The organism is Aquincola tertiaricarbonis (genome assembly GCF_000969605.1).
Lineage (GTDB): Bacteria > Pseudomonadota > Gammaproteobacteria > Burkholderiales > Burkholderiaceae_C > Aquincola > Aquincola tertiaricarbonis.
Map to the genome: position 1 here is coordinate 48,173 of NZ_JZUE01000010.1, position 24,620 is coordinate 72,792.

Genomic DNA, 24,620 nt, shown 5'->3' on the forward strand with positions numbered 1-24,620 from the left:
GGCGGCGCAAATTTTCGCCGCCGCGCTCACGGCGCGATGCTGCTGTGCAGCACGGATACTGGGTGGGCCACCCGTACCGCCCATGCGTCCTGTTCCGTCCGCTGCCGCGGTGCCCCGGCTGCAACTGCTCGGCGGTTTCGAGTTGCTGGACGCTGCCGGGCACCCGGTCATCCTGCCCTACGACAAGGCCCGCGCGCTGCTGGCGCTGCTGTGCCTGCAGCGCACCCCGCTGGAGCGCGAGGCCACGGCCACCATGCTGTGGCCCGACTCGCAGCCCGCCCAGGCGCTGGCCAACCTGCGCCGCGCCCTGTTCGACCTCAAGCGCAGCCTGGCCCCCCTGTGGGCGCCCGCCATCGGCACCGTGCTGCCCGCCGACCGCCGGCGCATCGCCCTGGCCACCGGCCTGCCCTGGCAGATCGACTGCCTGGCCTTCGAGCAGGCCGAAGCCGCCGCCCGGGCCAGCGACGGCCCGCGCCGCCTGGCGGCCCTGCGGCAGGCCGTGTCGCTGTACCGCGGCCCCTTGCTGCATGGCGTGCACCTGGACGACGCCCCGGGCTTCGACGCCTGGTTGACGCCCCGCCGGCAGGCCCTGCATCACCAGGCGCTGGAGCACCTGGTGGCACTGGCCGCCTGGCTGCTGCGGCAGGGCGAGCTGTCGAGCGCGCTGGACTGCGCGCAGCGCGCCCTGGCGCTGGACCCCTGGTGCGAGCCGGCGCTGCGCTGCGCGATGCAGGCCCTGTCTGCGCAGCAGCCGGCCCAGGCGCTGGCCCTGCACCGGCAGTTCAGCCAGCGGTTGCGTGAGGAGCTCGGCGTCGATCCGCAGCCCGAGACCCAGGCCCTGGCCGCGGCGCTGCGCCAGCCCGCCGCGCTGGCCCCGGCGCCGCCGGCCCCGTCACCGGCGCAGCGCCGCCGCGTGGTGGCGCTGGTGTGCGAATGGGAGGTGGTGGGACCCACCACCGGCAGCCCCGCAGCGGCGGATGTCGAGGCGCTCGCTGCCCGCCTGCTGGGGCTGCAGGCGCGGGCCCAGGCCCTGCTGCAGGCCCACGGCGGCTGCGTGCTGCATGCCCAGGCCGGGGAGCTGCTGGCCTTCTTCGGCCATCCGGCGGCCACCGACCAGGCACCCCGCCTTGCGCTGGACGGCGCCCTGGCGCTGATGGCGCTGGGCGCCGCCGATGGCCTGCTGCTGCCGCGCCTGGGCCTGCATGTGGGCTGGGTGCATGCGCCGCCGGGGCAGGCCAGCCCGGACGTGATGGGCACGCTGTCGCGCGAGGCCCGGCGCCTGGCCGTGGCGGCGCGGGCCGGCACCGCCCTGGTCAGCCTCGCGCTGCAGGCACAGAGCCAGCGCTACCACCGCTTTGCCACCGCGGCCCACGGCGGCCTGCTGCTGGCGGGCCCGCGCCGCCGACCGGCTGCGGCCGATGCGCTGCCGCCTCTGGTGGGTCGGCAGGCCGAGCTGGACGGCCTGCTGGCGCACTGGACGGCGGCGCAGACGCAGTACCGGGCGGTCTGGCTGCAGGGCGAGCCCGGCCTGGGCAAGACGCGCCTGCTGCAGGCGCTGGAGCACCAGGTGGCGGTGGCTGGCCCGCGCCCGGCCGTGCCGGTGCTGCGCCTGCAATGCCGGCCCGAGATGCGCCACAGCCCCTGGCATGCGGCCGTGGACGCGTTGCGGCGCCGCCTGGGCAGCCGCCGCACCGAGGCGCAGGCCCGGGCCGCGCTGCAACGGTTGCTCCAGCGCGCCGGGCTGGAGCCCGGCGAGGGCGCCGCGCCGCTGGCCCAGTGGCTGTGGCCCGGCAAGCGCATGGGCGGCGATGCTCTGCAGCCGCCGGGCGCGGCCGAGCAGCGCAGCCTGCATCGGCTGTGGATCGCGCTGTACCAGGGCCTGCTGTGCGGCCGGCCGCATCTCCTGGTCATCGAGGACCTGCATTGGGCCGATGCCTCCCTGTGCTCCATGCTCGCGCTGTGGCTGTCGCAGCCGCCCGCCCGGCGCGGCCCCGGCCTGCTGGTGCTCAGCTCCCGGCGGCCGCCGCCGACGGAGCTGGCGCCGGGCGTCCAGGTGCTGGCGCTGGGCCCGTTGTGCGACGACGGCATGGCGCAGCTCATCGACGCCTTGCCTGATGCGCCCGAAGGCGCCGCAGCCCGCCGGCAGGTGCTCTCGCGGGCGCAAGGCGTGCCGCTGTTTGCGCAGGAGCTGGCCCGCTCGCTGTGCCAGGCACCGCACGAACGTGTGCCGGCCACGCTGTGGGACCTGCTGGCCGAGCAGCTCGAGCGCCTGCCGCCCGCGCAGCGTCGCCTGGCGCAGTGCGCGGCAGTGCTGGGCAGCCGCTGGGACGAGCCGCTGCTGTGGGCGGTGGCCGACGAGGGCCGGGCGCAGGCCGATCGGCCGGCCGCGCTGCAGGCGCTGGCCGACGGCGGCCTCATCCAGCCGGCGCCAGCACCGCACTGGCACTTCCGCCATGCGTTGCTGCGCGATGCGGCCTATGAATCGCTGGGCACGATGCAGCGGCAGGCGCTGCATGCCCGCGCGGCCGATGCACTGCAGCGGCTGTTTCCGCGCCGCGTGGCCAACGAGCCGGCGCTGCTGGCCTGGCACCTGCATGCCAGCGGCGATGCGGCGGCGGCGCACTACTGGTGGCAGGCCGGCTGCCGCGCGGCCAGCCAGTCGGCGCATGCCGAGGCGCGCCACCTGCTCACGCTGGGCCTGCAGGCCTTGGCGGCAGACGATGCGCCGCCGGCGCTGCGGCAGCGCCTGCTGGCGCCGCTGCATCTGCAGCTGGGCACCAGCCTGCTGGCCTTGCAGGGCTACGGCAGCCGCGCCGCGCGGCGCTGTTTCGAGCAGGCGCTGGCCAGCCTGCCGCCGGACGGTGCGCAGCCCCAGCGCTTCCAGGCCCTGTGGGGCCTGTGGCTGGGCAGCCGCAGCGGGCCGGACGAGCCCATCCCCGCGCTGCGGCTGGCGGACGAACTGGCCGCCGAGGCCGACCGCGCGCGTGACGAGGCCGCCGCCTTGCAGGCCGCCTACGCCCGCGGCAACAACCTGCTGTTCCTGGGCCGGCTGGCCGAGGCTGACTCGGTGCTGCAGGCTGCGGCCGAGGCCGGCGAGCACCTGCCCGCCGAGCCGCTGCTGCTGCGCTTCGGCGAGCATGGCGGCATCGCCGCCCGCGCGCTGCGGGCGTGGACGCTGGCGCTGCAGGGCCGCGCCGCGGCCGCCCAGGCCGAGGCTGCCCGCGCGGTGGCCGCGGCCCGGCGGCTCGACCACGCGCAGACGCTGGCCTTCGCCCTGGCCATGGCCGCCGTGGCCCACCGCCACCTGGGCCAGCCCGGCCCGGCGCGGCCGCTGTGCGAGGCGCTGCTGGCCGTGGCGCAGCGCCACGACCTGGCGCTGTGGCAGGCGGTGGGCGCGCTGCTGCAGGGCTGGTGTCGCACGCAGGAAGGCGATGCCGGCGGCCTGCAGCCGATCGCCCAAGCGGTCGCCGCCTCGGCGGTGGTGCAGCCCAGCGTGCAGCCGACCTTCCTGTCCTTCCTGGCCGAGGCGCAACTGCGGCTGGGCCTGCACGCGCAGGCGCTGGCCACGCTCGAAGAAGCGCTGGCGCTGGCCCGCGAGCGCCAAGCCGGCTACCTGCTGCCCGAGCTGCAGGCGATGCGGGCGCAGGTGCTGAGGGCAGCGCCGGCCGAGGCTCGGGCGCCGGGGTTCAGGCCGGGCTGCGGGGCCTGAGGCGGCTGCGCCCGGCTCAGCCGGGCTGCCAGCCCAGCCGGCGCGACAGGCCGTCGGCCACGCGCTTGAGTTCCGTCGCCAGCGGGCCGTCCCAGTCGCTGTCGAAGGTGGCACTGGGGCCGATTGCGGTGATGCTGAGCACCACCGCGCCGCGGCCGTCGAACACCGGCGCCGCCAGGGCGCTGACGCCCGGCAGCGACAAGTCCACCGCACGTGCCAGGCCGCGCCGCCGTACCTCTTCCAGCTGCGCCTCGAAACCCGGCGCCGGCGCTTCCTCCGCCAGGAGCGGCGCCACTTCCGCCCGCGGATGGAAGGCGGCGAACAACCAGCCCGACGCGGTACCGCGCACACTCATCACCGTGCCGTGGCGCATCGCCACATGCACCGGGGAGGGCGCCTCGGCCACCCGCACGATGGTCGGCCCGCGGTTGCCCCACACCGCGAGCGCCACCGTGTGGCCAGTGGCCAGCGCCAGCTCGTCGGCCAGCGGCGTGGCCAGCCGCACCGGGTCGTACTGCTGCAGGCTGATCAGCCCCAGCTGCAGCGCCAGCGGGCCCAGGCCGTAGCGGCCGCTGCCCGGCTCCTGCTCTACCAACCCGAGCTTGCCGAAGCTCACCAGGTACGGGTGCGCCTTGGCCGGTGCCATGCCGGCCTCGCGCGCCAGGTCCTTCAGCGGCATCGGCCGGCCGTGATGGGCCAGCGCCAGCAGCAGCTGGCCGCCCACCTCGATGCTCTGGATGCCCCGCGGCCCGCGTCCCTCGTCGGCGTCGTCCATGCTCGTGTTTCTACTTATGCGAATGAGTTAGACATTATCTAACGGATTGACTACAGTCAAATCAGTTAGACATCGTTGAACTCGTTAACCAAGGTCAAACCATGAGCAAAGCCTTCGCCTCGCAAGCCGATCTCGAAGAAAAGCAGGTGAGCTTCACCCAGCTGTCCGACAACGCCTATGCGTACACGGCCGAAGGCGACCCGAACACCGGCGTGATCATTGGCGACGACGCGGTGATGGTGCTCGACACCCAGGCCACGCCGGTGATGGCGCAGGACGTGATCCGCCGCATCCGCGAGGTGACGGACAAGCCGATCAAGTACGTGCTGATGACGCACTACCACGCGGTGCGCGTGCTGGGCGCCAGCGCCTACGGTGCCGAGCACATCATCGCCAGCCAGGACACACGCGACCTCATCGTCGAGCGCGGCGAGCAGGACAAGGCCAGCGAGATCGGCCGCTTCCCGCGCCTGTTCCGCAACGTGGAGAGCGTGCCGGCCGGCCTCACCTGGCCCACCATCACCTTCAGCGGCAGGATGACGCTGTGGCTGGGCAGCCTGGAAGTGCAGCTGCTGCAGCTGGGCCGTGGCCATACGAAGGGCGACACCGTGGCCTGGCTGCCGCAGCAGAGGATCCTGTTCAGCGGCGACTTGGTCGAGTTCGATGCCACGCCCTATGCCGGCGACGCCTACTTCAAGGACTGGCCGCAGACGCTGGACAACCTGGCCGCGCTGCAGCCGCAGAAGCTGGTGCCCGGCCGCGGCGCCGCGCTCACCACGCCGGAGGCGGTGCAGCAGGGCCTGGCCGGCACGCGCGACTTCATCGCCGACGTGTGGGCCAACGTGCAGGCCGGCGTGGCCGCGGGCCAGGACCTGAACACCGTCTACAAGCAGACCTACGCGGCGCTCAAGCCCAAGTACGGCCATTGGGTGATCTTCGACCACTGCATGCCCTTCGACGTCACCCGCTGCTACGACGAGGCCACGCAGTACCCCGACCCGCGCATCTGGACCGCCGAGCGCGACACCCAGATGTGGAAGACGCTGGAAGGCTGAGCACCGCACGACCACGAGGACAAGGCCATGGACTTCCAGACCCTGCAGTTCCCGTATCGGCGGCATGCCGACCAGAGCGCCGCCGAGCCGGCGCGCCATCCGGTGGTGGTGGTGGGTGCCGGGCCGGTGGGCCTGGCCCTGGCCATCGACCTGGCGCAGCGCAACGTGCCGGTCGTGGTGCTGGACAACGACCACCAGCTGTCCGTCGGCTCGCGTGCCATCTGCTTTGCCAAGCGCACGCTGGAAATCTTCGACCGCCTGGGCTGCGGCCAGCCGATGGTGGACAAGGGCGTGTCCTGGAACGTCGGCCGCGTGTTCCTGCGCAACGAGCCGGTGTATGCCTTCGACCTGCTGCCCGAGGCCGGCCATGAGCGCCCGGCCTTCATCAACCTGCAGCAGTACTACGTCGAGGGCTACCTGGCCGAGCGCGCCGCGCAGCTGCCGCTGATCGACCTGCGCTGGGACAACGCGGTGAGCGCCATCGAGCAGCAGGCCGACCATGCGCTGCTGACGGTGGACACGCCCGACGGCCCCTACCGCCTGCGCGCCGACTGGGTGGCCGCCTGCGACGGCAGCCGCTCCACCGTGCGCGAGCTGATCGGCCAGAGCAGCACCGGCCGTGTGTTCAAGGACCGCTTCCTGATCGCCGACGTGAAGATCACCGGCCGCCAGCAGCCGCCCGAGCGCTGGTTCTGGTTCGACCCGCCGTTCCACCCCGGCCAGAGCGTGCTGCTGCACCGCCAGCCGGACGACGTGTGGCGCATCGACTTCCAGCTCGGCTGGGAGGCCGACCCCGACGAGGCGAAGAAGCCCGAGAACATCGTGCCGCTGGTGCGCAGGCTGCTGGGGCCGGACGTGCCCTTCACGCTGGAGTGGGCCAGCGTCTACACCTTCGGCTGCCGGCGCATGGGCAGCTTCTGCCACGGGCGGGTGCTGTTTGCGGGCGATGCGGCGCACGGCGTGTCGCCCTTCGGCGCCCGCGGCGCCAACTCCGGCGTGCAGGACGCCGAGAACCTGGCCTGGAAGCTGGCCGCGGTGCTGCAGGGCGAAGCGGGCGAGGGCGCCGATGCGCTGATCGCCAGCTATGGCGCCGAGCGTGAATACGCGGCCGACGAGAACATCCTCCACTCCACCCGCGCCACCGACTTCATCACGCCCAAGAGCGCGGTGAGCCGGCTGTTCCGCGATGCGGTGCTGCAGCTGGCGCGCACGCAGCCGTTTGCGCGCAAGCTGGTCAACAGCGGGCGGCTGTCGGTGCCGGCCACGCTGGACGGCTCATCGCTGAACACGCCGGACGTGGACACCTTCGCCGGCGCGATGCGGCCCGGCGCGGTGGCCGCCGATGCGCCGCTGCCCGAGGGTCGCTGGCTGCTGCGCGGGCTGGGCAGCGGCTTCACGTTGCTGGTGTTCGGCAGCGTGCCCGGCTGGGCGCGCGACTTGCCCGACCTGGGCCTGCTGGCCGTGCCGGCGGGCGAGGCCACCGCGCTGGCCTGGCAGCGTTACGACGCCACGCCGGGCAGCGCCTACCTCATCCGCCCCGACCAGCACGTGTGCGCCCGCTGGCGCGCGCCCACCGCCACCGCCGTGCTGGCCGCGCGCGCCCGCGCGCTGGGCCGCATGGTGGACCCGCAGACCGAAAGGAGCGCCGCATGAACACCGCTGCCCTGATCACCGAGCCGCACCTGGACGCACCCGACGACTTCTACGAGGCGCTGATCGAGATCCACCGCGACCTGCCCGAGGCCGAGAGCCATGCGCTCAATGCCCGGCTGGTGCTGCTGCTGGCCAACCACATCGGATCGATGGCGGTGCTGAAGCAGGCGCTGGCCGTGGCGCGCCAGGGCGCAGTGACCGCAATTGATTCCACGAGGCACATCCATGAGTGAACAAGCATCGCCGCTGCGCTACCTCAGCGGCTTCGGCAACCAGTTCGCCACCGAGGCGGTGGCCGGCGCGCTGCCGCAGGGCCGCAACAGCCCGCAGCAGGTGGCCCTGGGCCTGTATGCCGAGCTGATCTCGGGCAGCGCCTTCACCGCGCCGCGCCACGAGAACCGCCGAAGCTGGGTCTACCGGCGCCAGCCGTCGGTGGTCACCGGTGGCTTCGAGCCGCTGCCGCATGCCTACTGGAAAACCGGCGCGAAGGAGGGTGTGGACGCACCGCCCAACCCGATGCGCTGGCATCCGGTGGCGATTCCGGGCGATGACCAGCCCACCGACTTCATCGACGGCATCCGCACCGTGGCCGTCAACGGCGACGCCGATACGCAGAGCGGCATGGCCGCGCACCTGGTGCTCATCAACCGCTCGATGGAGCGGCGTGCGCTGGTCAATGCCGATGGCGAGATGCTGCTGGTGCCGCAGCAGGGCGCCATCCGCGTGACGACCGAGATGGGCGTGCTGGAAGCAGCGCCTGGCCAGATCGTGCTGGTGCCGCGCGGCATCGTGTTCAAGGTGGCGGTGGACGGGCCTTCGCGCCTGTACGTGGCGGAGAACTACGGCGCCCCGTTCCGCCTGCCGGAGCTGGGCCCCATCGGCAGCAACGGCCTGGCCAATCCGCGCGACTTCCAGGCGCCGGTCGCGGCCTACGAGACCGAGCCCGGCGGCTATGAAGTGGTACGCAAGTACGCCGGCAAGCTGTGGCGCACCCGGCAGACGCACACGCCGTTCAACGTGGTGGCCTGGCACGGCAACCTGGCGCCGCTGCGCTACGACACGGCGCATTTCATGGTCATCGGCTCCATCAGCTTCGACCACCCCGATCCTTCGATCTTCACCGTGCTCACCAGCCCCAGCGACACGCCCGGCACCGCCAATTGCGATTTCGTGATCTTCCCGCCGCGCTGGATGGTGGCCGAGGACACCTTCCGCCCGCCCTGGTACCACCGCAACCTGATGAGCGAGTTCATGGGCCTGGTGTACGGCCAGTACGACGCCAAGCCCGAAGGCTTCAAGCCCGGCGGCATGAGCCTGCACAACTGCATGGTGCCGCACGGCCCCGATGCCGAGGCCTTCGAGAAGGCCAGCAACGCGCCGCTGCAGCCGCACAAGCTGGACCACACGCTGGCCTTCATGTTCGAGAGCCGTTGGCGCTTCGTGCCCACCGAGTTTGCAATGAACGGCGGCGCGCTCGATCCCCACTATCCGCAATGCTGGTCGGCCCTGGACGACCGCTTCACCGACACCGCTGCATGACCGACTTCAACGCCTCCACCGACCCCACGCTCGATCCCGCGCTGCAGAGCTGGGTGGCTTCGGCCAACGAGCCCGGCACCGACTTCCCGCTGCAGAACCTGCCCTACGGCGCCTTCCGCCGCGCGGGCACCGACGAGCCGCTGCGCATCGGCGTGGCCATCGGCGACCAGGTGCTGGACCTGAAGCAGGCCGCCGCTCAGGCCGGCTGGCCGGCCGACGTGGCCGCGCTGCTGGCGCCACTGGCCGCAGGCGACCTGAATGCACTGATGGCGCAGGGTGCCCCCGCCCGCCGCACGCTGCGCGCGGCCCTGAGCGCCGCATTGCGCGCAGGCAGCCCGCAGCAGGCCGCGCTGCAAGCTGCGCTGGTGCCGCAGGCGCAGGCCGAGATGGCCGTGCCCTGCCGCATCGGCGACTACACCGACTTCTACGCCGGCATCCACCACGCCACCGCGGTGGGCAAGCTGTTCCGGCCCGACAACCCGCTGCTGCCCAACTACAAGTGGGTGCCCATCGGCTACCACGGCCGGGTGTCGAGCATCCGCGTCAGCGGCCAGCAGTTCCGTCGTCCCAAAGGACAGACGCCCGGCGCGGACGGCGTGCCGGTGTACGGGCCGGCCAAGCGGTTGGACTACGAGCTGGAGATGGGTGTGTTCGTCGGCGCCGGCAATGCGTTGGGCGATCCGCTCACGATGGCGCAGGCCGAGACCGAATGGTTCGGCATGGTGCTGCTGAACGACTGGTCGGCGCGCGACATCCAGGCCTGGGAATACCAGCCGCTGGGCCCGTTCCTGTCCAAGAGCTTCGCCAGCACGCTGTCGCCGTGGATCGTCACGCAGGAAGCGCTGGCGCCATTCCGCCGGCCGTTCACCCGGCCCGAGGGCGACCCGGCGCCGCTGCCTCACCTCGACTCGCCGGCCAACCGCGAACGCGGCGCGCTGGCCATCACCATCGAGGTCTGGCTGCAGACGGCGGGCATGGGCGCGCCCGAGCGCTTGAGCCAGGGCAGCGTGGGCGACGCCTACTGGACGGTGGCGCAGCTGCTGGCCCACCACAGCAGCAACGGCTGCAACCTGCAGCCCGGCGACCTGCTGGGCAGCGGCACGCTGTCGGGCCCGAAGCCCGACCAGGCCGGCTCGCTGCTGGAACTCACGCAGGGCGGCAAGCAGCCCATCACGCTGGCCTCGGGTGAGCAACGCACCTTCCTGCAGGACGGCGACACGGTGATCCTGAAGGCCTGGGCGGAAGCCCCTGGCGCACGCCGCATCGGCTTCGGCGAATGCCGGGGCACGGTGCTGGCGGCGGGGTAGCCGGCACCGCGAGGGCGGGGCCGCCGTGCGGCTACACGCGTTCTTCGCGTGCCCTCGCGGCCATCGCCGCCAGGGCATCCGCCAGGTGGAGTGCGCCCTTGCCGGACTTCCATGAAAAAGGGGCCTCGGCACGCGCCGAGGCCCCTTTTCCTTGCAATGTCGTTGCCCGAACCGCGCAACGCCTGCTTTTCCTCCCGGTAAACCGGACGGGGCCGTCGTCAACCCCGAAGCGGTGCATGGTGCATCGCACCATGAATTCTGTCCTCCCCGCAACCGTGGGGTGTCACCTTGCTGCCCCTACCATTGGTTGCAAACCACCACCATGAGCACACCACCATGCCGGAAGCCGAAGCGCTGCTGGGACCGCAGACCCTCATCGGCATCATCGGCACCGGCAGCATGGGGGCCGGCATCGCGCAGGTGGCGGCGCTGGCCGGGCATGCGGTTCGGCTCTTCGATGCCCAGCCCGGCGCCGTGCAGGCGGCGTTGCAGCGCATCGGCAACGAACTGGCGCACGGCGTGCAGCGCGGCCGGCTGGAGCCGGCTCAGCGCGCCGCCGTGCTGGACCGGCTGCAGCCGGTCGACTCCATCGCCGGCATCGAGGGCTGCGGCCTGGTGATCGAGGCCGTGGCCGAGCGGCTGGAGGTCAAGCAGGCGCTGTTCCGCCAGCTGGAGCAACTGCTGCCGGCGCACACCGTGCTGGCCACCAACACCTCGTCGATCTCGGTCACTGCCGTGGCCCAGGGCCTGCAGCATCGCGGCCGCGTGGTGGGCTGGCACTTCTTCAACCCGGCCACCCGCATGCGGCTGGTGGAAGTGGTGCGGGGCCTGGACACCGACCATGCCGTGGCCGACGCCATCAGCCAGCTGAGCCGGGCCTGGGGCAAGACGCCGGTGGATGCGCCCAACACGCCGGGCTTCATCGTCAACCGCGTGGCGCGCCCCTATTACGGCGAGAGCCTGCGGCTGCTGGCCGAGCAGCTGGCCCCGGCGCCGGTGATCGACCGGCTGCTGCGCGAGGCCGGCGGCTTTCCGATGGGGCCGTTCGAGCTGATCGACCTGGTGGGCGTGGACATCAACCTGGCGGTCAGCGAATCCATCTTCGCCGCCACGCAGTTCGACACCCGCTATGCGCCGCACCTGCTGCAGCAGGAGCTGGTGCGTGCCGGCCGGCTGGGCCGCAAGAGCGGTCGCGGCTTCTACGACTACCAGCTGGACGCGGCCACGCCGCTGGCCGCGCCGGTGGAGCCGGCGCCGCTGCTGCCGGCGCTGCGTGCCGCGGCCCAGCCGGGCCTGCTGGGGCCGCTGGTGGAGCGGCTGCGCGCCGGCGGACTGGTGGTGGTGGCCGATGGCTCGCTGCCGGCCGAAAGCCTGGCCATCGACGAGGTGACGGTGGCGCTGACCGACGGCCGCACCGCCACGCAGCGCGGCGAAGGGCAGCCGCTGCTGCTGCTGGACCTGGCGCGCGACTTCGCGTCAACACGGGTGCTGGGGGCCACCGCCAGTGCAGGCCACCACGACCGGCTGCCCACGCTGGCCGTCGCGCTGCGGCCGGCCGGCATCGAGCTGCTGGCGCTGGACGACGTGGCCGGCCTGGGCGTGATGCGCGTGGCGGCCTGCCTGGTGAACGAGGCCGCCGACCTCTGCACCTGGACCGGCACGCTGCCGGCCGACATCGACATTGCCATGGTGCTGGGCGCCGGCCATCCGCAAGGCCCGATGGCCTGGGGCGAGCTGCTGGGCGCCCCGCGGGTGATCAAGGTGCTGGAACACCTGCAGGCGCACTACGGCGACAGCCGCTATCGGCGCTCGCCCCGGCTGTGGCGGATGGTGGCACCGCACAGCTGAAGGCCACGCGCGCCGGTGCATCGGCGGCTGCGGTGGCCATGCGGTCGGCCGCGCTGGCCAGCAGCACGGCCATCACCATGCAGGCCAGCGGCACCGTGGCGGCCAGCCACACCGCCACCGGCCAGCGCAGCCATCCGCGCAGCAACGGCCAAGCCAGCCACGGTCGCGCGTGCATCACCAGGATCTTCAACACGGTCTCCTCATCACTTCCTTGCCTGCGGGCCGAGTGTGTCGGCCGCGTGGCGCGAATGCGTCATCCAGATGACGGACAGCACGCATGCGCCTCGGGTTTGTCCCCACGCGATTGTGCTTCCGCGGTGGCCGGGGCCTCCCTAAAATTCACCGACCGGTCGGTATATCAATTTCCATGTCCATGGCCCTCGAACCCACGTCATCCACCGCCGCCGATGCACCGCAGCGCAGCGCGCAGCAGACCGCCGAGCATGTGCGTGACGCCATGTGGCGCAACGACCGGGCTTCGCAGGCGCTGGGCATGCAGGTGGTGGCCGTGGGCCCTGGCAGCGCCACGCTGACGATGGCGGTGCGCGAGGACATGCTCAACGGCCACGACATCTGCCATGGCGGCCTGATGACCACGCTGTGCGATTCGGCCTTCGCCTTTGCCTGCAATGCGTACAACGAGCTGACCGTGGCCTCCGGCTTCTCCATCGACATCATGGCGCCGGCGCGCCAGGGCGACGTGCTCACCGCGCGCTGCACCGAGCAATCGAAGTCCGGCCGCACCGGCGTGTACGACGTGGAGCTGAGCAACCAGCGCGGCGAACGGCTGGCGCTGTTCCGCGGCCGCTCCTACACCGTGCGCGGCAAGCCGGCCGTGGCCGGTTGAAGCGCCGCGCCAACCTTCATCGCCAACAGCAGTCGGCCGCGTGGCGCGCGGCCACAGGAGTGCCACCATGCCCGTGAAGATGCCCGCCCCCGGTGACCTGGAGCCGATCGAGACCGCCAGCGCCGACGAGCTGCAGGCGCTGCAGCTGCAGCGGCTGAAGGCCACGCTGCAGCATGCGTACGACAACGTGCCGCACTACAAGGCGGCCTTCGATGCCAAGGGCGTGCATCCGTCGGATTGCCACTCGCTGGCCGACCTGGCGAGGTTCCCGTTCACCACCAAGAAGGACCTGCGCGACAACTACCCCTTCGGCCTGTTCGCGGTGCCGCGGGAGCAGGTGGTGCGGGTGCATGCTTCCTCGGGCACCACCGGCAAGCCCACGGTGGTGGGCTATACGCAGCAGGACATCGACACCTGGGCCGACCTGGTGGCGCGCAGCATCCGCGCCGCCGGCGGCCGGCCCGGCGACATGGTGCACGTGGCCTATGGCTACGGCCTGTTCACCGGCGGCCTGGGTGCGCACTACGGCGCCGAGCGCCTGGGCTGCACCGTGGTGCCGATGAGCGGCGGCCAGACCGAGAAGCAGGTGCAGCTGATCACCGACTTCCGGCCCGACATCATCATGGTGACGCCCAGCTACATGCAGGTGATCGTCGAGGAGATGAAGCGCCAGGGCCTGGACCCGGCGGCCAGTTCGCTGAAGGTGGGCATCTTCGGCGCCGAGCCCTGGACCGAGGCGATGCGCCGCGACATCGAGGCCAGCGCCGGCCTGTCGGCGGTCGACATCTACGGCCTGTCGGAGGTAATGGGCCCCGGCGTGGCCAGCGAATGCATCGAGACGCAGGACGGCCCGGTGATCTGGGAAGACCACTTCTATCCGGAGATCATCGATCCCGAGACCGGCGAGGTGCTGCCCGACGGCAGCGAGGGCGAGCTGGTGTTCACCACGCTCACCAAGCAGGCGCTGCCGGTGATCCGCTACCGCACCCGCGACCTGACGCGGCTGCTGCCACCCACCGCGCGCAGCATGCGGCGCATGGGCAAGATCGTTGGCCGCAGCGACGACATGCTGATCATCCGTGGCGTGAACCTGTTTCCCACGCAGGTGGAAGAGCTCGTGCTGGCGCATGGCCAGCTGGGCGGCCAGTACCAGCTGGTCGTCACCCGCGAAGGCACGCTGGACGAAGTGGAAGTGCGCTGCGAGATGCTGCCCGAGGCCGATGCCTCCGAGGCCAATTGCCAGGCCGTGGCGCGGCAGCTGCAGCAGCGCATCAAGACGCTGATCGGCGTGAGCACCCGGGTGAACGTGGGGCTGCCCGGTTCCATCGAGCGCACGCTGGTGGGCAAGGCCCGCCGCGTGATCGACCGCCGCGGCCGCTGAGCGCGCCGGCACCTGTCTAGACAAGCTGCCCGCATGGCCCGCACCCGAGCTGCCACCTACGACGACCAGCGCGAGCACATCCTCGCGCAGGCGGCGGCGCTGTTCGCCCACCAGGGCTACCCCGGCACCAGCATGAACCAGGTGGCCGCGGCCTGCGGCGTGTCCAAGGCCACGCTGTACCACTACATGCGCGACAAGGCCGAGCTGCTGGCGCAGATCGCGCAAAGCCACGTGGGCCGGCTGGAGGCGCTGGTGGCCGAGGTGGGCGCCATGCCGCTGCCGGCCGAGCAGCGGCTGCGGCTGCTGATCAGCCGCTTCGTGCGCGAATACGCCGATGCCCAGCACCACCACCGGGTGCTGACGGAGGACGTGAAGTTCCTCGATCCGCAGGCCCACCAGCAGGTGCTGGACGGCCAGCGGCGCGTGGTCAATGCCTTCGCCCGCACGCTGGTGGAGGTGCGGCCGGCATTGGCGGCGCAGCAGCTGGACAAGCCGCTGACCATGCTGCTGTTCGGCATGATCAATTGGATGTTCACCTGGCTCAAGCCGGATGGCGCCCTCAATCACGAAGCGATGGCCCCGCTGGTGGCCGACCTGTTCTTCGGCGGCCTGCATGCGGTGAATACACCGCAGCCGGCGCCGCGCGTTCCGCGTTCCCCCATCCATCCCAAGGAGACAGCCCGATGAAATTCTTCAAGCACACGCTGATCGCCGCCGCGCTGGCCACCGCCGGCCTGGCCGCGCAGGCCGACATCACCGTCGGCGTCACCGTCTCGGCCACCGGCCCGGCCGCGTCGCTGGGCATTCCCGAGAAGAACACCATCGAGCTGATGCCCAAGCAGATCGGTGGCCAGAAGGTGAACTACATCGTGCTGGACGATGCGTCGGACACCACCACCGCGGTGACCAATGCCCGCAAGCTGATCACCGAGCACAAGGTGGACGTGCTGCTGGGCTCCACCGTCACGCCCAACTCGCTGGCGATGATCGACGTGGCCGCCGAGAGCAGCACCCCGATGATCTCGATGGCCGCCTCGGCCCGCATCGTGGAGCCCACCAGCGACCCGAAGCGCAAGTGGGTGTTCAAGACGCCGCAGAACGACATCATGATGGCCGTGGCCATCGCCCAGCACATGGCCGCCAATGGCGTGAAGACGGTGGGCTTCATCGGCTTTGCCGATGCCTATGGCGAAGGCTGGCTGCAGGAATTCCAGAAGGCCGTGGGTATCAAGCAGCTCAACATCGTGGCCACCGAGCGCTACAACCGCAGCGACACGTCGGTCACCGGCCAGGTGCTGAAGCTGGTGTCCGCACGGCCCGACGCCATCCTGATCGCCGGCTCGGGCACGCCGGCCGCGCTGCCGCAGAAGGCGCTGAAGGAGCGTGGCTATGCGGGCAAGATCTACCAGACCCACGGCGTGGCCAACAACGACTTCCTGCGCGTGGGCGGCAAGGACGTGGAAGGCACGCTGCTGCCCGCCGGCCCGATGCTGGTGGCCGCCCAGCTGCCGGCCGGCCATCCGGTGAAGAAGAGCGCCACCGAATATGTCACCGCCTATGAGGCCAAGTTCGGCAAGGGCTCGGTCTCGACCTTCGGCGGCCATGCCTGGGATGCCGGCCTGCTGATGCAGGCCGCCGCCACCGAGGCACTGAAGAAGGCCCAGCCCGGCACGCCGGCCTTCCGCGCGGCGCTGCGCGATGCGCTGGAACAGGTCAAGGACCTGCCGGGCGCGCACGGCGTGTTCAACATGTCGGCCACCGACCATGCCGGCCTCGACCAGCGCGGCCGGGTGATGGTGACCATCTCCAATGGCACCTGGAAGTACCTGAGCGAGTGACCGAGTAAATGGACTTCCAGATCGCCCTGATGCTGGGCCAGGACGGCATCGTCAACGGTGCCATCTATGCGTTGCTGGCCCTCACGCTGGTGCTGGTGTTTTCCGTCACCCGCGTGATCTTCATTCCCCAGGGCGAGCTGGTGGCCTTCGGTGCGCTGTCGATGGCCGCGCTGCAGCTGGGCAAGACACCACCCACGCTGTGGCTGGGTGTCGGGTTGGGGCTGTTCGTGCTGGCCGTCGAGGCCTGGCGTGCCTCGCGCGGGCGCCAGGTGGAGTGGGGCAGCACGCTGCTGTGGGCGGTGGTGATGCCGGCCGTTGCCGCGGCCTGGGTGCTGCTGGCCCGGCCCACCGGCCTGGCCGCGCAGACCGTGCTCACGCTGCTCATCGTCACGCCGCTGGGCCCGCTGCTGTACCGCGTGGCCTACCGGCCGCTGGCCCATGCCACCGTGCTGATGCTGCTCATCGTCTCGGTGGCGCTGCACGGCGTGCTGGTGGGCCTGGGCCTGCTGTTCTTCGGTGCCGAGGGCTCGCGCACGCCGGCCTTCTCCGACCTTCGCATGGACCTGGGCGGCATTCCGCTCACCGGCCAGTCGCTGGTGGTGGTGGGCGTGGCCGCGCTGCTGATGCTGGCGATGTTCCTGTTCTTCGAGCGCAGCATCGTCGGCAAGGCGCTGCGTGCCACCGCGATCAACCGCACCGGCGCGCGGCTGATGGGCATTCCCACCGAGCTGGCCGGCGACCTCAGCTTCGCCCTGGCCGCGCTCATCGGCGCCATCTCGGGCCTGCTGATCGCGCCGATCACCACGGTGTATTACGACACCGGCTTCCTGATCGGCCTCAAGGGCTTCGTGGCCGCCATCATCGGCGCGCTGGCCAGCTACCCGCTGGCCGTGGTGGGTGCCTTGCTGGTGGGGCTGCTGGAATCGTTCTCGTCCTTCTGGGCGAGTGCCTTCAAGGAGGTCATCGTCTTCACGCTGATCATCCCGGTGCTGTGGTGGCGCTCGCTGCGCACGCGCCATGTCGAGGAGGACGAGTGATGCGTCGTCTGCTGCCGCTTGCCTTCGTCGCGCTGCTGGCGCTGGGCCTGGCGTTGCTGCCCGAGTTCCAGATCACGCTGGTCAACAACATCGGCCTGTATGCGCTGGTGGCCATCGGCCTGGTGATGATGACCGGCGTGGCCGGCATGACCTCCTTCGGCCAGGCCGCCTTCGTCGGCCTGGCGGCCTACAGCACCGGCTGGCTGGGCACCGCCGGCGCGCAGATGCTGGGCCTGGCCGGCTCGCCGCTGCTGCCCTGGCTGGGCCTGCTGCTGGGCCTGGCGGTGGCCGGCGCGGTGGCCTGGGTGCTGGGCGCCGTCACGCTGCGGCTGTCGGGCCACTACCTGCCGCTGGGCACCATCGCCTGGGGCCTGAGCCTGTACTTCCTGTTCGGCAACCTGGAGTTCCTGGGCGGCCACACCGGCATGGGCGGCATTCCGCCGATCGAGATCGGCGGCCTGTCCCTGATCGCGCCGCGGCCGTTGGGCGTGCTGATCTGGGCGGTGGTGCTGCTGGCGATGTGGGCCCTGTCCAACCTGCTGGACAGCCGCGAGGGCCGCGCCATCCGCTCCTTGAAGAGCGGCCGCGTGATGGCCGAGTCCATGGGCATCGACACCGGCCGCTACCGGCTGCGGGTGTTCGTGCTGGCGGCGATGCTGGCGGCGCTGTCGGGCTGGCTCTATGCGCACCAGCAGCGCTTCGTCAACCCCACGCCCTTCAATCTCAACATCGGCATCGAATACCTTTTCATGGCCGTGGTGGGCGGTGCCGGCCACCTGTGGGGCGCGGTGCTGGGCGCGGCCCTCATCACGCTCATGAAGGAGCAGCTGCAGGACTGGCTGCCGCGCCTGCTGGGCGCCAGCGGCCAGTTCGAGGTGGTGGCCTTCGGCCTGCTGATGCTGCTGGTGCTGCAGCGGTATGCCGACGGCCTGTGGCCGATGCTGTCCGCGCTCACCGCGCGGCTGCTACCGGGCATGAAGGCCCGGCCGACGGCCACGGCGCAGGCTGCGGCGCATGCCGCGCTGCCGCAGCCCACGCTGCCGCCGTGCGGGCAGACGCTGCTGGCCGCGCGCGAAGTCACCAAGCGCTTCGGCGGCCTGGTGGCCAACCACAAGGTGGCGCTGGACGTGCGCGCCGGCGAGGTGCATGCGCTCATCGGCCCCAACGGCGCCGGCAAGAGCACCTTCTTCAACATGATCTCGGGCGTGGACGATCCCACCGAAGGCGAGGTCCGCCTGATGGACCAGCCGATGGTGGGCCATCCCTCGCGCGCCTTCGCTGCCCGCGGCATGGGCCGCACCTTCCAGCATGTGCGGCTGCTGAAGGAGCGCAGCGTGCTGGACAACGTGGCCCTCGGGGCCCACCGGCGCGGCCACAAGGGCTGGTTCGCCGCCATGCTGCGGCTGGATCGTGCGGAGGAAGCCGCGCTGCTGGCCGAGGCCCGCCGCCAGATCGAGCGCTGCGGCCTGGGTGCCTATGTGGACGAGGCCGCCGGCTCGCTGCCGCTGGGTGCGCAGCGCATCGTGGAGATCGCCCGCGCGCTGGCCGGCGCCCCCTGCGTGCTGCTGCTGGACGAACCGGCCGCCGGCCTGCGCCACAAGGAGAAGCACCAGCTGGCCGAGCTGCTGTCGCAGCTGCGCCAGGAAGGCCTGGGCATCCTGATCGTCGAACATGACATGGAGTTCGTGATGAACCTCGCCGACCGCATCACCGTGCTCGACTTCGGGCAGGTGATCTCGCACGGCACGCCCGCGCAGGTGCAGCGCGACCCGAAGGTGCTGGAGGCCTACCTCGGCGGCGCCGACGACCTGGCCGGCGCGGCGCTGGCCGAGAAGGCGGTGGCATGAGCGCGGGTCAGGCATTGCTCCAGCTGCGCAGCTTCTGCGTTTCCTACGGCCCGGTCGAGGCGCTGCACCAGGTCAATCTGGAAGTGCGCGAAGGCGAGATCGTCACCGTCATCGGCCCCAACGGCGCCGGCAAGACCACGCTGCTGAGCGCCGCCATGGGCCTGCTGCCTTCGCAGGGCGAGCTGCAGTTCAGTGGCGAGCGCATCGCCCGGCCTACGGTGGAAGCCATGGTGGCCCGCGGCGTGGGCCTGGTGCCCGAGAAGCGCGAGCTGTTCGGCGAGATGAGCGTGGAGGACAACCTGCTGCTGGGCGGCTTTGCCCAGTGGCGCCGCGGCCAGCGCGACCAGGCCGCGCGCATGCAGGAGGTGTTCGCGATCTTCCCGCGGCTGAAGGAGCGGCGGGCGCAGCTGGCAGCCACGCTGTCCGGCGGCGAGCGGCAGATGCTGGCGATCGGCCGTGCGCTGATGGCGCGCCCCAGGCTGCTGATGCTGGACGAGCCCTCGCTCGGCCTGGCGCCGCTGATCGTGCGCGAGGTGCTGCTGGTGGTGGCCCGGCTGCGCACCATGGGCGTGTCGGTGCTGCTGGTGGAGCAGAACGCACGGGCCGCGCTGCAGGTGGCCGACCGCGCCTATGTGCTGGAGATGGGCGCGGTGGCCATCGAGGGCGAGGCCCGCACGCTGGCCCACGATCCGCGCATCGTCGAGGCCTACCTGGGCCTGGGCGGCGCCGCCCGCGCGGCCTGACGGAAGCGCATCCGCCACGGCTTGGCCGATGATGTCGGCATGAAGGACGACATCGAACAGGTTCAGGCGGTGGTGATCGGGGCCGGCGTGGTCGGGCTCGCGGTGGCGCGAACGCTGGCACGTGCCGGTCACGAGGTGGTGGTGCTGGAGGCGCTGGACGCGATCGGCACTGTCACCAGTGCCCGCAACAGCGAGGTGATCCATGCCGGGCTGTACTACCCGCCCGGGTCGCTCAAGGCCCGATGGTGCGTGAAGGGCCGCGAGCAGCTCTATGCCTACTGCGCCGAGCGCGGCATCGCCCACCGCCGCTGCGGCAAGCTGGTGGTGGCCACGCAGCCCGGCCAGCAGGCCTACCTGCACAAGCTGCTGCAGCAGGCCCAGGCCAATGGCGTGCACGACGCGCTGCTCATCGACGGCGATGCCGCCCGCCGCCTGGAGCCGGCTCTGCAGGCCACCGCCGCGCTGCATTCGCCTTCCACCGGCATCGTCGACAGCCATGGCCTGATGCTGGCGCTGCAGGGCGAGGCGGAGGACCACGGCGCGATGCTGGCCTTCGAAAGCCCGGTGCGCGGCGGCCGCGTGGTGCCGCAGGGCATCGAGCTCGACGTGGGCGGTGCCCAGCCGATGCGGCTGCGCGCGCGCATCGTGGTCAACAGCGCCGGTCTGGCCGCACCGGCGCTGGCCGCGCGCATCGAAGGACTGCCGCAGGCGCTGGTGCCCGCGGCGCACTACTGCAAGGGCAGCTATTTCTCGCTGGCGGGCAAGGCGCCGTTCTCGCGCCTGATCTACCCGGTGCCCGAGGCTGCCGGCCTGGGGGTGCACCTCACGCTGGACCTGGGCGGCCAGGCGCGCTTCGGCCCCGACACCGAATGGCTGAGCGACGACGCGCCGATCGACTACCGCGTCGACCCGCGCCGCGCCGATGGCTTCTATGCCGAGATCCGCCGCTACTGGCCGGCGCTGCCCGACGGCGCGCTGCAACCGGCCTACAGCGGCGTGCGGCCCAAGATCCAGGCCGATGGCGAGCCGGCGCGCGACTTCGAGCTGCAGGGCCCGGCGCAGCATGGCGTGCCGGGGCTGGTGAACCTGTTCGGCATCGAGTCGCCGGGACTGACCTCCGCGCTGGCCATCGGTCAGGCGGTGCACCGCGCGCTGGCGGACTGAGCGCCCGCAGGGTTTACGCCGAGAGCCGGCCATGCAGGCGCGGCATAACGTGCAGCGTCCGACCAACCTCAAACGCCGCAGGAGACACACGCATGGCCAAGATGCCTTTCGACCAGGAAGCGCTGATCCAGACCTTCGCCGAGGCCGGTGCCCAGCAGGGCGAGCAGGCCCGCAAGGCGGTGTTCGACGCCACGCTGAAGGCCTTGCAGGGCCGCGAGCTGACGCTGCAGAACATCCGCAGCACGCTCAAGGGCATCGCCCAGGCCGTGAGCGCGGGCGCGGCCAAGAACATGGTGCCCGACGTGGATGTGGAGAACCTGCTGTCCGATGCGGTGCAGGGCATGGACGACGCGCTGCTCAAGGCCGTGGATGCCAACCGGGTGGCGCTGCAGCAGTTCGTCGACCAGGGCGTGACGCTGCAGGACAGCAACATGAAGAAGGCCGTCGAGACGCTGGAAAAGCTCGAGGACACGATGTTCAAGGCCATTGCCAAGTCGGTGGATGGCGCTGGCGAGCAACTGGCCGCGCCGTGGGCCCAGGTGCTGGGCAAGCTGCAGGCGGGCGGCACCCACACCGGCGCCCAGGCCGCGCAGACGGTGCAGGGCCTGGCCGAGCAGATGCAGACCGCGCTGCGCGACAGCCGCGCGGCCAGCGTCAAGGCCGCGCAGGCCTTCGCGCAGAGTTACGCGGCCATGGTCAGCGGCGTGCTGATCGGCATGTCCGATGCGCTCAAGCAGACGGCGGCCGCCGCGCCCGCCAAGAAGACGAAGCCCCGCTGAACGGGGGCCGCAAACGACAACGCCGCCCGCGGTGAGGCGGGCGGCGTTGCGGTCCGGCAGGCGGCGTGCAGTCCGGCGCGCTGCGCCGGGGCCGCCGTGCGGGGATCAGGTGTTGTTGTTGCTGCCGGTGTCGGGCGTGTCGGCGGCCGGCGCGGCGGCGGTGGCCGGAGCAGCGTTCGGCGCCACGCCGGCTTCCGCTTCCTTGCACGACGGAGCGCAGACGAACTGGGTCTTGCCCAGGAAGCGGCGCGACTTCAGCGAAGAGCGCGTGCGGTGCTTGCCGCACAGGAAACACGACATCGTCGCCGCGCTGAACACGCCGGTGGAGGCGAAGGGCGATCCAGATGCCTTGCTGCGATAACGCAGCCCGTTGGCGTCGATGGTGGTCTTAACTGCGTCTTTGGCCATGTGCTTGTGAGGGGGCGAGAGGAACGAGGGGCCGGATCAGGACCGTGAGGCCGAAGCGGGCGATTTCCAGGGCACCGGAGTGACAAGAGGGCGGCGGCTGGCGGACAGAACGTGCTGAAGGACTTGCTGGTGTCGGCCGGCAAGTCCTTTAGGAGTTGCAATTATGCCACGCCTCTTCGGCGGGCGTCGGGCGTGCCAATCGTTTGCGCCCGCGCTACGCTGGATCACCCCAACCCCTGCGGAGACCAGCATGAGCAACCATGTGTACAAGCTGCTCGAACTCACCGGTTCGTCCACCGTGAGCATCGAGGACGCCTGCCAGACGGCCATCGCCAAGGCCGCCGAATCGGTGCGCAACATCCGCTGGTTCGAGGTGACCGAGACCCGCGGCCATGTCGAGGAAGGCCGCATCGCCCACTGGCAGGTGACGCTGAAGGTGGGCTTCACCCTGGAGTGATCAGGCCAGGCACCAGGCCACGGCGCGGCTGATCAGCCCGCCGGCCAGCACCCAGGCCGAGGAGGCCGCCACCGCCGCACCGGCCAGCCGGACCGGCCAGCCTCGGGCGAGCGCGCCTGCGCCGGCCACGGCCTGGCCGCCTCCGGCGCCGCCGGCCAGCCGCAGCCACAGCGCGGGCGCCAGCCACAGCACCGGCCCCGCGCCCAGCCAGAAGGCGGCCATGACCGAGGCGCCTCCCAGCGGGCCATTGGCCAGGGCAGCCAGCAGCAGCGCGCCCTGCAGCATGCCGCAGGGCAAGGCCACCCAGGCGACGCCGATGCCGGCCTTGCGCACCGGCCCGCGCATGCGCTGCCAGCCGTCCGGCGTGCGCCCCGACAGGCGGCCCCAGAAGGCCGGCAGGCGGCCGGTGGCCAGCAGCCACAGGCCCCACACCAGCAGCGCCGCATGCAGGGCGCTCCACAGCGGCTGCAGCATCGGCGCCATCTGCGCCCAGCGCCCCAGCGCGCCCATGCTGGCCGCCGCCACCGCGCCCGCGGCGGCATAGCCCGCCAGGCGTCCGGCATGCAGCGCCACCGCATCGCCGCGGCCGCCGCGGCTGAGGGCGGCGCAGGCGCTGCCGCACATCAGGCCGCAGTGCGGCGAGCTGGCGAAGCCCAGCGCCAGTGCGCCGGCGATGAGGGCGCCGCTGCTCATCAGATCACCCGCGAGAAGCGCTCCCGCTGGCGGTCGGACTGCAGGTGGCGGTCGAACACCATGGCGATGGCGCGCACCACGTACCAGCCGGCGGGCGTGATCTGGATGGCGTCCGGGCCCAGCTCCACCAGGCCGGCTTCGGCCAGCGGTTGCAGCCGGGAGATTTCCTCGCGGAAGTGCTGCGGCACCGAGATCAGGTGCGAAAGTTCGATGGACTCGAACTCCAGCCGGCCCTGGCACATCAGCGCCATGATCACGGCGCGGCGCAGCAGGTCGTCGCGGCTGAGCGCCAGGCCGCGCTCCACCGCGAAGCGGCCCTGCGCCAGCGCGTCGTACCAGCCCTGCAGGTCCTTCGCGTTCTGGCTGTAGGAAGCGCCGATGCGGCTGATGGCCGAGGGCCCGAGGCCGATCAGGTCGCAGTCCGGCTGCGTGCTGTAGCCCTGGAAGTTGCGGTGCAGCCGGCCCTGCCGCTTGGCGATGGCCAGCGGGTCGATGGGCCGGGCGAAGTGGTCCATGCCGATGTACACGTAGCCTGCGTCCAGGAACTGCGCCACCGCGCCTTCCAGCATCAGCACCCGGTCGGCGGCCGGTGGCAGCTCGGCGGCATGGATGCGCCGCTGCGGCTTGAAGCGTGCAGGCAGGTGGGCATAGGCATAGAGCGCGATGCGGTCGGGCTGGAGTTCGATCACCTGCGCGATGGTGGTGGCCACGCTGAGCTGGGTCTGCTGCGGCAGGCCGTAGATCAGGTCGACGTTGATGGAATCGAAGCCCAGCGCGCGGGCCGACTGCATCAGGCCGCGCACCATCTCCAGCGGCTGCACCCGGTGCACCGCCTGCTGCACGCGGGCGTCGAAGTCCTGCACGCCGAAGCTCAGCCGGTTGAAGCCCATGCCGCGCAGCGCGGCCAGGCGCTGCGCGTCCACGGTGCGCGGGTCGATCTCGATGGACAGCTCCGCCCCCGGCACGACGCGGAAGTGCGCGCGCAGCAGGTCCATCAGCTGCGCCAGTTCCTCGTCGTTCAGGAAGGTGGGCGAGCCACCGCCCAGGTGCACCTGCGAGACCGCCTGGCCGCGCCCCAGCGCATCCGAATGCAGCGCCACCTCGGCGGCCAGGGCCTGCAGGAAGGGCACCGCGCGCTCATGCCGGCGGGTGATGACCTTGTTGCAGGCGCAGTAATAGCAGACCGATTCGCAGAACGGCACGTGCACGTAGATCGACAGCGGCTGGCCCCCGCCCACGCTGGCTTCCGAGCGCAGCCGCAGCGCATTGGCATGGGCATCAGCGCCGAAAGCTTCAATAAAGCGATCAGCCGTAGGATAGGAGGTGTACCGTGGCCCCGGCACGTCGAATCGGCGCAGCAACTCGGTGTCCAGGGGGGCGGTGCGAAGAGTGGTACCGATCGCGTTCATCGCATTCAACTTTGCCGGAGGACCGGCCTGGCGTGCTTGATGTGGCGCAACTGCCTGCGAGGGCGGGCGCGCAACAATCCTTGACTGAGCTCAACCAGGACGGCTAAGCAGTGAATAGCCCCACACCTACC

The 24,620-nt window shown here is 71.5% G+C and carries 21 protein-coding genes; 17 read left to right on the top strand and 4 right to left on the bottom strand.

Annotated features, from left to right (window positions below; translation table 11 throughout):
* The first annotated feature begins 109 nt into the window (after nucleotides 1-109).
* Nucleotides 110-3,709, top strand: coding sequence for an ATP-binding protein (locus VO99_RS13755; RefSeq protein WP_046113447.1), 3,600 nt, complete (start codon nucleotides 110-112; stop codon nucleotides 3,707-3,709).
* A gap of 16 nt (nucleotides 3,710-3,725) precedes the next feature.
* Here VO99_RS13755 and VO99_RS13760 read toward each other — a convergent pair whose 3' ends face one another.
* Nucleotides 3,726-4,484 (bottom strand): IclR family transcriptional regulator, encoded by a 759-nt coding sequence (locus VO99_RS13760; RefSeq protein WP_046113448.1) that lies wholly within the window; start codon nucleotides 4,482-4,484, stop codon nucleotides 3,726-3,728.
* 101 nt (nucleotides 4,485-4,585) lie between these two features.
* On the opposite strand from VO99_RS13760, the gene VO99_RS13765 reads away from it, so the two are divergent.
* The 15 genes from VO99_RS13765 to VO99_RS13835 all read left to right on the top strand — a co-directional run bounded on the left by VO99_RS13765 (nucleotide 4,586) and on the right by VO99_RS13835 (nucleotide 21,522).
* Nucleotides 4,586-5,539: an MBL fold metallo-hydrolase gene (locus VO99_RS13765; protein WP_046113449.1), complete on the top strand. Its 954-nt coding sequence runs from the start codon at nucleotides 4,586-4,588 to the stop codon at nucleotides 5,537-5,539.
* A gap of 27 nt (nucleotides 5,540-5,566) precedes the next feature.
* Nucleotides 5,567-7,192: an FAD-dependent oxidoreductase gene (locus tag VO99_RS13770; protein WP_046113450.1), complete on the top strand. Its 1,626-nt coding sequence runs from the start codon at nucleotides 5,567-5,569 to the stop codon at nucleotides 7,190-7,192.
* Entirely contained in the window at nucleotides 7,189-7,425 is a 237-nt protein-coding gene (locus VO99_RS13775; protein ID WP_046113451.1) for a DUF2783 domain-containing protein, read from the top strand. Before VO99_RS13770 ends, VO99_RS13775 begins: the two co-directional genes overlap by 4 nt.
* Nucleotides 7,418-8,731 (top strand): homogentisate 1,2-dioxygenase, encoded by a 1,314-nt coding sequence (gene hmgA, locus VO99_RS13780; RefSeq protein ID WP_046113452.1) that lies wholly within the window; start codon nucleotides 7,418-7,420, stop codon nucleotides 8,729-8,731. The genes VO99_RS13775 and hmgA overlap by 8 nt, the downstream gene beginning before the upstream one ends.
* On the top strand, nucleotides 8,728-10,038 hold the full coding sequence (gene fahA / locus VO99_RS13785) for a fumarylacetoacetase (RefSeq protein ID WP_046113453.1): 1,311 nt from the start codon (nucleotides 8,728-8,730) through the stop codon (nucleotides 10,036-10,038). Before hmgA ends, fahA begins: the two co-directional genes overlap by 4 nt.
* 336 nt (nucleotides 10,039-10,374) lie before the next feature.
* Nucleotides 10,375-11,886, top strand: coding sequence for a 3-hydroxyacyl-CoA dehydrogenase (locus VO99_RS13790; protein ID WP_083440591.1), 1,512 nt, complete (start codon nucleotides 10,375-10,377; stop codon nucleotides 11,884-11,886).
* Nucleotides 11,887-12,253: 367 nt separating this feature from the next.
* Nucleotides 12,254-12,733, top strand: a complete 480-nt coding sequence (gene paaI, locus VO99_RS13795; RefSeq protein ID WP_257798301.1) for a hydroxyphenylacetyl-CoA thioesterase PaaI — start codon at nucleotides 12,254-12,256, stop codon at nucleotides 12,731-12,733.
* 67 nt (nucleotides 12,734-12,800) lie between these two features.
* Entirely contained in the window at nucleotides 12,801-14,114 is a 1,314-nt protein-coding gene (gene paaK / locus VO99_RS13800) for a phenylacetate--CoA ligase PaaK (protein ID WP_046113454.1), read from the top strand.
* Between the two features lie 33 nt (nucleotides 14,115-14,147).
* A complete protein-coding gene (locus VO99_RS13805) occupies nucleotides 14,148-14,801 on the top strand; it encodes a TetR/AcrR family transcriptional regulator (protein WP_046113455.1) in 654 nt (217 codons plus the stop codon).
* Nucleotides 14,798-15,952 carry an ABC transporter substrate-binding protein gene (locus tag VO99_RS13810; RefSeq protein WP_046113456.1) on the top strand — a complete coding sequence of 385 codons (1,155 nt, stop codon included), beginning with the start codon at nucleotides 14,798-14,800 and terminating at the stop codon, nucleotides 15,950-15,952. Before VO99_RS13805 ends, VO99_RS13810 begins: the two co-directional genes overlap by 4 nt.
* 8 nt (nucleotides 15,953-15,960) lie before the next feature.
* The gene (locus VO99_RS13815) at nucleotides 15,961-16,989 is read left to right on the top strand and encodes a branched-chain amino acid ABC transporter permease (RefSeq protein ID WP_046113457.1); all 1,029 of its coding nucleotides are present in this window, start codon (nucleotides 15,961-15,963) and stop codon (nucleotides 16,987-16,989) included.
* On the top strand, nucleotides 16,989-18,836 hold the full coding sequence (locus VO99_RS13820; protein WP_046113458.1) for a branched-chain amino acid ABC transporter ATP-binding protein/permease: 1,848 nt from the start codon (nucleotides 16,989-16,991) through the stop codon (nucleotides 18,834-18,836). The genes VO99_RS13815 and VO99_RS13820 overlap by 1 nt, the downstream gene beginning before the upstream one ends.
* Nucleotides 18,833-19,579, top strand: coding sequence for an ABC transporter ATP-binding protein (locus tag VO99_RS13825; RefSeq protein WP_046113459.1), 747 nt, complete (start codon nucleotides 18,833-18,835; stop codon nucleotides 19,577-19,579). Before VO99_RS13820 ends, VO99_RS13825 begins: the two co-directional genes overlap by 4 nt.
* 21 nt (nucleotides 19,580-19,600) lie before the next feature.
* A complete protein-coding gene (locus VO99_RS13830) occupies nucleotides 19,601-20,743 on the top strand; it encodes an NAD(P)/FAD-dependent oxidoreductase (RefSeq protein WP_259374794.1) in 1,143 nt (380 codons plus the stop codon).
* 92 nt (nucleotides 20,744-20,835) lie between these two features.
* Nucleotides 20,836-21,522, top strand: coding sequence for a DUF6781 family protein (locus VO99_RS13835; protein ID WP_046113460.1), 687 nt, complete (start codon nucleotides 20,836-20,838; stop codon nucleotides 21,520-21,522).
* A gap of 105 nt (nucleotides 21,523-21,627) precedes the next feature.
* Here VO99_RS13835 and VO99_RS13840 read toward each other — a convergent pair whose 3' ends face one another.
* Complete coding sequence (locus VO99_RS13840) at nucleotides 21,628-21,930, bottom strand: hypothetical protein (protein WP_232315362.1); 303 nt, start codon at nucleotides 21,928-21,930, stop codon at nucleotides 21,628-21,630.
* A gap of 250 nt (nucleotides 21,931-22,180) precedes the next feature.
* Between VO99_RS13840 and VO99_RS13845 the strand changes: the two genes are divergently transcribed.
* Nucleotides 22,181-22,387, top strand: coding sequence for a dodecin (locus VO99_RS13845; RefSeq protein ID WP_046113461.1), 207 nt, complete (start codon nucleotides 22,181-22,183; stop codon nucleotides 22,385-22,387).
* On the opposite strand, the gene VO99_RS13850 is transcribed toward VO99_RS13845, so the two are convergent.
* Both VO99_RS13850 and hemN read right to left on the bottom strand, forming a co-directional pair.
* Nucleotides 22,388-23,080, bottom strand: coding sequence for a sulfite exporter TauE/SafE family protein (locus tag VO99_RS13850; RefSeq protein WP_046113462.1), 693 nt, complete (start codon nucleotides 23,078-23,080; stop codon nucleotides 22,388-22,390). It lies immediately after the preceding gene.
* Nucleotides 23,080-24,489, bottom strand: coding sequence for an oxygen-independent coproporphyrinogen III oxidase (gene hemN, locus VO99_RS13855; protein ID WP_046113463.1), 1,410 nt, complete (start codon nucleotides 24,487-24,489; stop codon nucleotides 23,080-23,082). The genes VO99_RS13850 and hemN overlap by 1 nt, the downstream gene beginning before the upstream one ends.
* Nucleotides 24,490-24,620 lie beyond the last annotated feature (131 nt).

Coding starts and splice junctions, on each gene's coding strand:
- VO99_RS13760 (WP_046113448.1), bottom strand. CDS start 4,484: ATGGACGACGCCGACGAGGGACGCGGGCCGCGGGGCATCCAGAGCATC.
- VO99_RS13765 (WP_046113449.1), top strand. CDS start 4,586: ATGAGCAAAGCCTTCGCCTCGCAAGCCGATCTCGAAGAAAAGCAGGTG.
- VO99_RS13770 (WP_046113450.1), top strand. CDS start 5,567: ATGGACTTCCAGACCCTGCAGTTCCCGTATCGGCGGCATGCCGACCAG.
- VO99_RS13775 (WP_046113451.1), top strand. CDS start 7,189: ATGAACACCGCTGCCCTGATCACCGAGCCGCACCTGGACGCACCCGAC.
- hmgA (WP_046113452.1), top strand. CDS start 7,418: ATGAGTGAACAAGCATCGCCGCTGCGCTACCTCAGCGGCTTCGGCAAC.
- fahA (WP_046113453.1), top strand. CDS start 8,728: ATGACCGACTTCAACGCCTCCACCGACCCCACGCTCGATCCCGCGCTG.
- VO99_RS13790 (WP_083440591.1), top strand. CDS start 10,375: ATGCCGGAAGCCGAAGCGCTGCTGGGACCGCAGACCCTCATCGGCATC.
- paaI (WP_257798301.1), top strand. CDS start 12,254: ATGTCCATGGCCCTCGAACCCACGTCATCCACCGCCGCCGATGCACCG.
- paaK (WP_046113454.1), top strand. CDS start 12,801: ATGCCCGTGAAGATGCCCGCCCCCGGTGACCTGGAGCCGATCGAGACC.
- VO99_RS13805 (WP_046113455.1), top strand. CDS start 14,148: ATGGCCCGCACCCGAGCTGCCACCTACGACGACCAGCGCGAGCACATC.
- VO99_RS13810 (WP_046113456.1), top strand. CDS start 14,798: ATGAAATTCTTCAAGCACACGCTGATCGCCGCCGCGCTGGCCACCGCC.
- VO99_RS13815 (WP_046113457.1), top strand. CDS start 15,961: ATGGACTTCCAGATCGCCCTGATGCTGGGCCAGGACGGCATCGTCAAC.
- VO99_RS13820 (WP_046113458.1), top strand. CDS start 16,989: ATGCGTCGTCTGCTGCCGCTTGCCTTCGTCGCGCTGCTGGCGCTGGGC.
- VO99_RS13825 (WP_046113459.1), top strand. CDS start 18,833: ATGAGCGCGGGTCAGGCATTGCTCCAGCTGCGCAGCTTCTGCGTTTCC.
- VO99_RS13835 (WP_046113460.1), top strand. CDS start 20,836: ATGGCCAAGATGCCTTTCGACCAGGAAGCGCTGATCCAGACCTTCGCC.
- VO99_RS13840 (WP_232315362.1), bottom strand. CDS start 21,930: ATGGCCAAAGACGCAGTTAAGACCACCATCGACGCCAACGGGCTGCGT.
- VO99_RS13845 (WP_046113461.1), top strand. CDS start 22,181: ATGAGCAACCATGTGTACAAGCTGCTCGAACTCACCGGTTCGTCCACC.
- VO99_RS13850 (WP_046113462.1), bottom strand. CDS start 23,080: ATGAGCAGCGGCGCCCTCATCGCCGGCGCACTGGCGCTGGGCTTCGCC.
- hemN (WP_046113463.1), bottom strand. CDS start 24,489: ATGAACGCGATCGGTACCACTCTTCGCACCGCCCCCCTGGACACCGAG.